This window comes from Bradyrhizobium sp. 45 (assembly GCF_023073155.1).
GTDB classification, from domain to species: Bacteria; Pseudomonadota; Alphaproteobacteria; order Rhizobiales; family Xanthobacteraceae; genus Bradyrhizobium; species Bradyrhizobium canariense_D.
Genome location: NZ_JADPIX010000119.1, coordinates 1 through 8,263, shown reverse-complemented (window position 1 = coordinate 8,263; position 8,263 = coordinate 1). Strand labels below are relative to the sequence as shown.

Annotated in this window: 12 protein-coding genes and 2 pseudogenes; 5 read left to right on the top strand and 9 right to left on the bottom strand. The window is 60.4% G+C overall.

The annotated features are described in order from the left end of the window. Positions 1-263: 263 nt before the first annotated feature. Complete coding sequence (locus IVB42_RS20180) at positions 264-569, bottom strand: GcrA family cell cycle regulator (RefSeq protein WP_247297726.1); 306 nt, start codon at positions 567-569, stop codon at positions 264-266. A gap of 37 nt (positions 570-606) precedes the next feature. Further along, positions 607-792 carry a hypothetical protein gene (locus IVB42_RS20175; protein ID WP_247297716.1) on the bottom strand — a complete coding sequence of 62 codons (186 nt, stop codon included), beginning with the start codon at positions 790-792 and terminating at the stop codon, positions 607-609. A gap of 220 nt (positions 793-1,012) precedes the next feature. Between IVB42_RS20175 and IVB42_RS20170 the strand changes: the two are divergent. The 5 genes and pseudogenes from IVB42_RS20170 to IVB42_RS41910 form a co-directional block, all read left to right on the top strand. After that, positions 1,013-1,156: pseudogene (locus IVB42_RS20170) on the top strand (IS5/IS1182 family transposase); the annotation flags it as partial. After that, positions 1,156-1,527, top strand: a complete 372-nt coding sequence (locus tag IVB42_RS20165; protein WP_346732226.1) for a PAS domain-containing protein — start codon at positions 1,156-1,158, stop codon at positions 1,525-1,527. The pseudogene IVB42_RS20170 and the gene IVB42_RS20165, both read left to right, overlap by 1 nt. Beyond that, positions 1,454-1,717 carry a hypothetical protein gene (locus IVB42_RS20160; RefSeq protein WP_247471191.1) on the top strand — a complete coding sequence of 88 codons (264 nt, stop codon included), beginning with the start codon at positions 1,454-1,456 and terminating at the stop codon, positions 1,715-1,717. Before IVB42_RS20165 ends, IVB42_RS20160 begins: the two co-directional genes overlap by 74 nt. Then, positions 1,699-1,881 (top strand): diguanylate cyclase, encoded by a 183-nt coding sequence (locus tag IVB42_RS41915; RefSeq protein ID WP_346016095.1) that lies wholly within the window; start codon positions 1,699-1,701, stop codon positions 1,879-1,881. The genes IVB42_RS20160 and IVB42_RS41915 overlap by 19 nt, the downstream gene beginning before the upstream one ends. A gap of 52 nt (positions 1,882-1,933) precedes the next feature. Beyond that, positions 1,934-2,269 carry a diguanylate cyclase gene (locus IVB42_RS41910; protein ID WP_253075413.1) on the top strand — a complete coding sequence of 112 codons (336 nt, stop codon included), beginning with the start codon at positions 1,934-1,936 and terminating at the stop codon, positions 2,267-2,269. Positions 2,270-2,585: 316 nt separating this feature from the next. Here IVB42_RS41910 and IVB42_RS20150 read toward each other — a convergent pair whose 3' ends face one another. The 7 genes and pseudogenes from IVB42_RS20150 to IVB42_RS20125 form a co-directional block, all read right to left on the bottom strand. Next, positions 2,586-3,068 (bottom strand): DUF2269 domain-containing protein, encoded by a 483-nt coding sequence (locus tag IVB42_RS20150; protein ID WP_247471187.1) that lies wholly within the window; start codon positions 3,066-3,068, stop codon positions 2,586-2,588. Next, a complete protein-coding gene (locus IVB42_RS42295) occupies positions 3,068-3,844 on the bottom strand; it encodes an SDR family oxidoreductase (protein WP_346732225.1) in 777 nt (258 codons plus the stop codon). The genes IVB42_RS20150 and IVB42_RS42295 overlap by 1 nt, the downstream gene beginning before the upstream one ends. After that, the gene (locus tag IVB42_RS42290; RefSeq protein WP_346732224.1) at positions 3,804-4,343 is read right to left on the bottom strand and encodes an NAD(P)H-binding protein; all 540 of its coding nucleotides are present in this window, start codon (positions 4,341-4,343) and stop codon (positions 3,804-3,806) included. The genes IVB42_RS42295 and IVB42_RS42290 overlap by 41 nt, the downstream gene beginning before the upstream one ends. 442 nt (positions 4,344-4,785) lie before the next feature. Next, on the bottom strand, positions 4,786-4,959 hold the full coding sequence (locus IVB42_RS20140; protein WP_247377142.1) for a hypothetical protein: 174 nt from the start codon (positions 4,957-4,959) through the stop codon (positions 4,786-4,788). Between the two features lie 18 nt (positions 4,960-4,977). Next, the gene (locus tag IVB42_RS20135) at positions 4,978-5,316 is read right to left on the bottom strand and encodes a hypothetical protein (protein WP_247471184.1); all 339 of its coding nucleotides are present in this window, start codon (positions 5,314-5,316) and stop codon (positions 4,978-4,980) included. An 861-nt stretch (positions 5,317-6,177) separates the two neighbouring features. Next, the gene (locus IVB42_RS20130; protein ID WP_247471182.1) at positions 6,178-6,744 is read right to left on the bottom strand and encodes a tetratricopeptide repeat protein; all 567 of its coding nucleotides are present in this window, start codon (positions 6,742-6,744) and stop codon (positions 6,178-6,180) included. Between the two features lie 207 nt (positions 6,745-6,951). Continuing rightward, a pseudogene (locus tag IVB42_RS20125) lies at positions 6,952-7,587 on the bottom strand (adenylate/guanylate cyclase domain-containing protein); the annotation flags it as partial. Positions 7,588-8,263 lie beyond the last annotated feature (676 nt).

The window sequence follows — 8,263 nt, the reverse complement described above, 5'->3', positions numbered from 1 at the left end:
TGATCATCGTCTGCCATCACAAGGTGTCCACCTATTTTGGTGGACACCTCATGCATCAGAGCACTCAAAAGCAAAAGGTGCAGGGAAATTCGCGCTTACAAACAAGAAGCCAACTAGCTGCCGATCTGTGCAGCTGCAACAAGGCTAGTCTTTATGGACGCAGTTCGTCGGACGGACTTGCGTGCGTCGGTTCGTGTACGATAGCTGAAGCGAGGAGCGCAACGACGTTGGTGGTGAGCTCCTAGTCAGTGTTTCTGACGGCCTCAGCCAGCATGGAGTAGAGGCTGTTTGCTGAATTCCTTGGGCTGTTGCCTCTCCGCTGTGTTCCGCGACACCTTCCGTGCGACTGGACGAGCGCAGGCTGCCGACGACGTCGGCCTCAGCTTCGGGGACGGCCTTATCTTGGGCGTTGCTGTGGGCGGCTTGTGGCCGCGCTTCAGGCCCAGACGGGTCAGCATGCCGCAGACCGCGTTACGACTGCACCCGAGACGACGCGCTATCTGCGCCGCGCTCTGTCCTGCGGACCAGAGCCTGTTGAGGAGCGCTATGTCATTCGCATGCCAGCCCATGACAAATATTATACCCCTGGCTGCCGAACACGCTAGTCTAGTCGTCGTCCGGCTCGCGCACGACCGGCGGTTCGTCAGCGTCATCTTCCTCTTCGTCGTCTTCGTCGTCTTCGTCCTCCTCGTCTTCATCGGGATCTCTTGGCGGCATTGCGGTGCCCAAAAGCACAAGCGGTGTCCAGTAGATCGCGGTGGTGGAAAATGCTTCGAAGGTATGTTGCTTCATGTGGCTGCTACTCCTCGAAAACACGCGTAGTCGCATATTCATGGCGGACGGCACGCGCGCCCAGGGCGCGATCGGTGCAAACGAGATGGGAACATCAAGTCGACGACATGAGCAAAGGAGGGCATCCGCCACGCAAATGGCAGCGTTTTCGGCTACTTTATGCCCGAGTACTCATTCGGCTCTACTGGACTGCACCTCTTAAGTGAGACACGATACTTTCATGCGGGGCTTCGTTCAAGGTGCGGATCGCCAGCAAATGCCGCTGTCGCCGGAATGCCTCGATGATTGGGTCGATGAGAGCAATTCTATTAGCGCGGTCGATGTGTGCGTGGATGCGTTAGATCCTCGCGACCTCGGGTTCGAATGGCCGCGCTCCTGAGCAGCCGATTACGGTTTCGGACCGGGCTTGAACGGGCGCTTCGAGATCGAGAGGCGAGGGTCAGGCTGCTGGCGGACAACATCGCCGATATTGTCATCGTGATGGATAGGAAGGGGTACCTGCGATACGTGTCCCCCTTAGTCACCGTGGTGGGGAAAACTGAAACCGACTTCCTGGGACGTTTGTGTCTCGACGTAGTTCACGAGGATGATCGCGAAAGGGTCTTGGCGGCAAGCCGGGAGTTGAAGGGCGCGACCGCTTCTCGTTTCGGTTCGCTTTCGCATGCGGCGCGGCGACGGCGTGATGCTCTGGCTCGAGGCCATTTTCAAGATCGCCGAACACTCGCCGGGCGATGACCTGGAACTTGTCGGCGTTCTTCTCGACGTTTCCAAGCAAAAGGCCCTTGAGGATGAGCTATCTTCAGCCAACCTGAAGCTGGGGCAGCTTGCGATGACTGACGGGCTTACCGGGCTGGCGAACAGACGCAGCTTCGATGCATCCTTCGCGAGGCCTATGCCCAAGATCAAGTGCTTTCTGTGCTCTTGATGGACATCGATCACTTCAAAGGATTCAACGACGCTTTGGGTCACCAGGCCGGCGACGCTTGCCTTCGACGCATCTCCGAAGTGATTGGAAGTGGACGGCAAACACCGGAGGGCTCTCAGCGCGATACGGCGGCGAGGAGTTCGCGGTGGTCCTACCGGGTGTAAGCGAGGAGAGACCAGTCAAAGTTGCGACGCAATCCGGTTGCTGGTCACCCGATTGCACATCTACCATCCTGGAGCACAACGACAATATGTGACGATCAGTGTTGGCGTCGCTGCGAAGAGCGATGCGACGGCAGATGAACTAAGGCTGACGCGCGACGCCGACATAGCCCTCTACACCGCCAAAGAGCACGGAAGAGATTGCACCATCGCGAGTTCCACGATGGTCGGACTTCCCCTCAAGGGATTCTTCCTGGTGCTCTCCTCAGTAGGGTTGGCCTATCGTCGCCGCGAGCTTGCCTGGGTGGATGGCGAGGAGTTGGGAGTCACGTTTATCGAGACAAACCCGAAAAACAGGAGAGCCCGGGCGCCTGTGCCTGCTGGGCCGTAGCGAACCGGCTCCGGTGTCCCGCCCCGGCACAATGAACCTTGGCACAGTATGTGCCGACACATGGTATCGGGATTTTGCAATTTTCCCTCCCGGGGCTGGAAGCCGCCGCCTGCGACCATTTAAGCAGGCGGCGTTTTTGCTTCGGCGGCCTCTGCGAGCAGAACGGTGTCCGGGTGTGGCTCAAGAGTGTCCGAAGGCGGACGGCACCGGCCGCCCGTACCGGCCTGTTCTCGAACATCACTCCTCGATCCGGACAGCCCCAGGCCCAGGATGCGTTCCTGATCGGTGGAGCACGTCAGCCTCTTATGAGGACCGTCTAGGAATCCCAGTATGGAATAGGCGGGCGGGCGATCATCAGCCAGAAGATAACCAGCACGGCTGCGAACGCCGGAAATCCGAAGGCGAACCACCACCGAAAGAGTTGGTAATACCCGGCAGGCAGCTTGGCGTTGGTCTCTACCGCACGGACAGCAAGATCGCGCATTTGCATCTGCATCCACACCACCGGGAGCCAGCAGGCGCCGGTCACCAGGTACAGTGCGATGGACGCCGCAATCCACCCATCGCGGAGGGAATATCCGCTCGACCAAGCGAGCCATGTGCCGGTGATCGGCTGCAGGACCACGGCACTCGCCGTAAATAGGAAGTCGGCCAGTACCACCGTCCGCGCGACCCCCGCGATCTCGCGCGGGTCGCCGCGCAGATGCGCCACCAGCATGAAAAAGGCGATGCCAGCCCCAGTACCGAGCAGGACGGCAGCACCAATGATGTGCACCATCTTAAGAAGGAAATAGAACATCAGCGATCCTCCCGGATCGCCATGGCAACCAGATTGAGCATCAGCACCGGCCAGATCTTCAGCATTGGTCCAAGCGGATTGGCCCACAGCCGCGGCACCAGCGCCGTGCCGATCACGAAATAGGTTAGCGAGATGATCAGTGCTGCCCAGAGCCCGTAGCGGCTCAGAGGCCGCCAAAGAATCGCGAGGCCGATGCCGATGTCGGCGAGCGCGCCGGCGATGACGGTGAGAGAAGCGACTTTTTCCGGCACCCTGCCTTCCCGTAGCAAGGACATTCCAATTTCCCAGCCAGGGCCAAGCGAGATGATGCCTGTGACGATCCAGAACAGGCCGAAGACGCCGAATATCAGCGGCTTGAGCGCATATAGCCGGGCAAACCAGCGTTCCTGCACGGACGCGGGCTCGCGTGCGAGCGCGCCTTCAAGATCGCGCGGCCTCAAGCCGGTAAGCTGACGCCAGGGCTCGGGATCGCCGGTCGCGCCACGCCGCATTTCCGCCTTTGCAGTCGAACTGATGGGCGTTCCCCAACCCAGCATCTGGGCCAGGTCCCCCGCACGGTAAGCGCCCGAAGCCGCCCAACTAGGCAGGTGCAGGCGGTAAGCGGGCTTCCAGCGCAGCCAGGCGCGAAACAGCGCGACGGAGTCGCTGAAGGCGATCCGCCGTGGACCGGCCAGATCAAGTGCGATGCGCGAAGGAGCGCCGGGATGCAGGAAGAACAGAACCGTTTCTACCACATCATCGAGATATACCGGTTGAATAGCTGCCGTGTCGGGCATGACCGGTAGAACCGGTAGTGATGCCAGACCTCGCAGTAGTGCGCTGCCCCCATAGGCGGGCCGGCCCACCACCACGGAAGGCGCGCAGTACGACCCAATCGAGGTCGCAGGCCATCAAGGCTGCTTCGCCTTCCCGCTTGGTACGAGAAAAATCAGTGGGCGCATCGCGGTCGATGCCGATCGCCGAGAACAGTATGACACGGCGGACGCCCGCGCTTTCGCACGCCGTATAAAGCGCTGCGCTGCCGGCGACGTGAACCCCTTGCATGTCCTGACCCTGCAGGGCACCCGCCGCATTGATGACGGCATCGACGCCGGCAAGAATGCCTTTCCATTTCGAAGCGTCGGTGGTCCTTGCAACATCGAGGGTGACGTGTTGCGTATCAGGCGCCGCGTCCGGATGGCGCGACACCAATACGCATTCATGCCCCTCGGTGGACAGCCTGGCGTGGATCGCCGATCCAACAAGCCCCGTGCCGCCGACGAGAAGGATGCGCATTGACCGGGTCCTTCGATCGGCGGCCGGATATCGCAAGCCGCCATCAAACTCTTGAAGGTGCGGAACGACTAAAGCGGAACTGATGCAATCGTTCCTCCGGACGGAACGGATGAGTCGGGGCCGCAGGCAGAGCCTTGTCTTTGGCAAGCATCGCCTTCGGGAGAGACGACGGTTGCCATTAATGTTGCGGCGCCGCCGATATCGATCGGCCGTTCGTTCAAACACCCTGGATCAACGCAGTTACGGCCTTCCGCTCGTGGTCCATTGCGCTGGTCGGCGAAGCAGCGACATTTCTGAAGCGAGAGGTAGAGCGAAAGTCGTCCCGCTGAGTGGCCTACCGCCACCTTTGACCCGCAGCAGACATTTGCCGGAGGACTCACGCGCCGCGCAGACAGGCATTCGCCTGCAGAATGTCTCGCTGGCCGTAAAGATTTGCGGGGCGCTACGGCTCCTGCTTCTCAGCGAGTTCTCGCGCAGCTAAACTAAGCTCCAGTTCTCTGAGCTGCACGATCAGCCGATCAACGATCTGCTCGCAGTCCGATGGCGTCAGTGAATGCACGCCGTGTAACGTCAGTTGGTTCTGGAGGATCGTCGCCATCGTGGCTTTGACGCTCATGGGGACCTCGACTGAAAATCAGTTCGTCATCGAATTCAATCTGAAGCAGATGCCAAAGATGGCGGATGCACAATGGCCGTAAGATTGCGGATACGCGAGGTGGCAAAAGCTTCCGCGCTGCCCAAAGGCGAGATGTGTCGCGTCGCGCGCTTTTTGGTCTTTCGAGCTGATCCGCCGCCGGCGAGGCGCCGCGGCTACTTCTTCAACAATATCCCAATCGTTCGCGCCATTCGCCTCACTGATCAGGCGTGGCGGCCCAGTTCGGCGGCAATCTTCGATACACCAGCTCCTGCCCGCGCCACTAAACAATTGCTGGAGCTCGCGCTGGGCCCATTGCTTCGGCTTCGGTGTTTTCATTGTGCGGCGCTCACAACCTGCCGCTCTGCGTACCAGTGAGACTGGTGCCAACACTTGGGAAATTTACGGGTGGTGTCTTTCCGCAATCACGAAGCTAACGTGCGACGCCGACTAGCCACTGCGAGCTCGCCAGATGGCCGTGTGCGCGTCCCGATATGTTGCGGAGTTGGGATCCGATCGTAGCAGGGGAGAGTTGCGCGCGGGTGGGCTAGGTCCTCGTAGAACCTGCCGTATGCGAGCGCCGGACCGCCGCTTCTGGCGTGTCGCGTCAGTTGGCACAGCGCAGCGGCAGGTCCTAAGCAAGGTTGGCGCGCTAATTTGCCGTTGTGTATCGTTTGATACGTCGCGATTGGGTCTGCCTTGCTACTGTTTCCCGAACAATGGGGAGCGGGCATGGACCGGCAAAAGGAAGCACTTGGGCAGTTCGAACACCCGGACTGTGCGAATTGCCGCACCACCATGAGATGGTTTCGCTCGGATCTGGTGCGAGATACTCTAGAACCGATAATCGCCCACCTTTTCGTCTGCCCCAACTGCAAGCGCGCTCAGCGGAGCGATACAGCCCTGACCGCGGTTCGCGGCCCGCCTGACAAATTGGCAATCCCCCGGTTTCGTGTCTTAAGGGGCGGAAAGTAGACACACCTCAATGGCCGTCCTCTTTGTTCCCGCATGCAAGTCCGCTGATGGCCTGAAGGCGTAGATCGCGATGGCGTCGGCCGTGTCGGCAAGTGAGGCGAGCCGGCCACGGCGGCCAGCAGTTCGACGCTGTTGACGTTAGCAGGCAACTTGTGCCGCTGGGCGACCGCCTGCTAGGAAAGTGCTGATTTCCGGGAACTACTTAGCCACGTGCCCGTGCAAACTCTAATTGCCCGCTGGCACGCCTGCCAAGCTTAGGCCCTCGTAGATGCGCTCGCGCTGGGCCAGGAAGGTCGGGTTTTCACTGCGCCGCTCGTTCCGAAATCTTGCAACAGTAAAGTGCGGGTCCAGCTCGAGGCCGGCATTCCGCGCCTCCCTGCCCTCGGCAGCGCGGCCGCTCAGCGCGAAGGCCGCGGCCAGAAAAAAGTGAGCCATCGCGACGTTCGGATTCATTTCGACCGAGTTGCGCAGCCGGTCCAACGCTGAGTTAAGCCTGCCGAGGAATAGGTCGGCGATACCGAGTAGGGCATACCAGCGATCGAGCCCGGGGTCCCGCGGGCTAAGCCGGATCGCGTTTGTGAGGTCAGCTTCTGCCTCTTCAGCGCGCCCCAGTAGAACCTTCAAAAAGCCTGCATCAGCATGGGCCCAAGCTAGATTACGATCGAGCGCAATAGCGAACTGAAGTTCGCGCAGCGCGCGTTCCGTCGCGCCTGAGACATGGAGGAGATTGGCGTGAACGAAATGGGCTAAAGCGTTGGAGGGAGCAAGCCTCAGTGCCTCAGTGATGGCCATGTGGGCGATAGTAGCTGCTCGTCCCGATTGGTCGAGGCGAAGGTGCGAAGGTCGTTGCCATGATAGAAAGCAAGACCGACCAACGCCTCGACGTTGCGATCGTCCAACCGGAGCGCCGCGTCGAACAGGTCACACGCGGCGCGGTCGCGGCGCAGCGACAAGGGTTGGTTGAGGATTGCCCAGCCGCGCATGGCCAAGTCCCCGGCAACCGTCGACGAAGTAGTCCTGCTCGCTGTTGCCATTGAGATTGACGAAGGGCAGGACAACGATGGAGAGCCGCGGTGCGACGGTCGTGTGCGGCGCCGCTGCTGCGGGGTGCGCGGCTGAAATCGAATAGATTTGCACGAGCTCGGCGATGTTCTTCAGTTGCTGCTGCCCGCGATCTTGCGCAGCGATATCGAGTTTGCCACGTACCTGGTCATAGGCCGCACTGGACAAGCAAATACCACCAGGCTCGGCAATCCCTTCGAGCCGCGCAGCCACATTGACACCATCGCCCATGAGGTCGCCATCGTCCTCCACGACCACGTCACCAAGATTGATGCCGACGCGGAACTCGATGCGCCTGTCCTGTACGAGGCCAGAGTTGCTCTCAGCCATGACCTGTTGCATATCGATGGCCGAACGAACTGCATCCACGACCGAGGCGAACTCGGCCAGCAAGCCATCCCCAGTCGTTTTGACGATACGCCCGCGATGGGCGGCGATCATAGGATCGATGAGATCCTTGCGGATGGTCCGGAGGCGATCGAGCGTGCCTTCCTCGTCAATTCCCACAAGCCGACTGTAGCCGGCTGCATCGGCCGCCAGGATTGTCGTCAGCCGTCGGTTTGGCCGCTCGATCGCCAAAGCTCTCTCCTGGCTTGTTCGGGGCCAGTCTACGCATTTGGGTGCAGGTGCCAAGGGAGTCGACGATGAGGATCGCGGTCGAAATGTCCGTTGATCGCCCATCACGTCGGTTGGCACACCGCAGTGACATGTCTGGAGCGAGAGGTAGAGCGGAAGTCGTCCCAAGTCCGGGTCCGACCGCCGCCTTTGACCCAATGCAGAAGTCATCTACTCGGCCCGACAAACGCCGCCCCTGCTTCGGTATGACGTAGGCCAGCAATCGCGCCGGGGGTTGAAAGCGCGAATAGAGGGTGCGTTCCGGCCGTGCGTCACTGATGGTCATTCGTCGAACGCTTGATTGCTCCCATCGATCAACTGTGTCATCGGCACCTCACGAACACGTGTCCCGCAACAGAGCATGGACGCGAAAATCACCATTGCAGTACGACCGTAATTTCATATTATGACCGTAATGGCATTGAGCTGAGCCGCTGTTTGGCGGCAGCGGGATGCCGCCTAACAGCTCTTTGCGAGGATCTCATGGAAGACATGATCGCCACTGCACGCCAGTTTGCATCGCGAGACACCACAGATCTCACCTCGCTTGGGCTCGCAGCCGCTGCAGCAGCGGTTGGCAACGGCGACATCACGTCGGAAGTCTACACTACTGCGCTTCTGCAGCGCGCCCGAG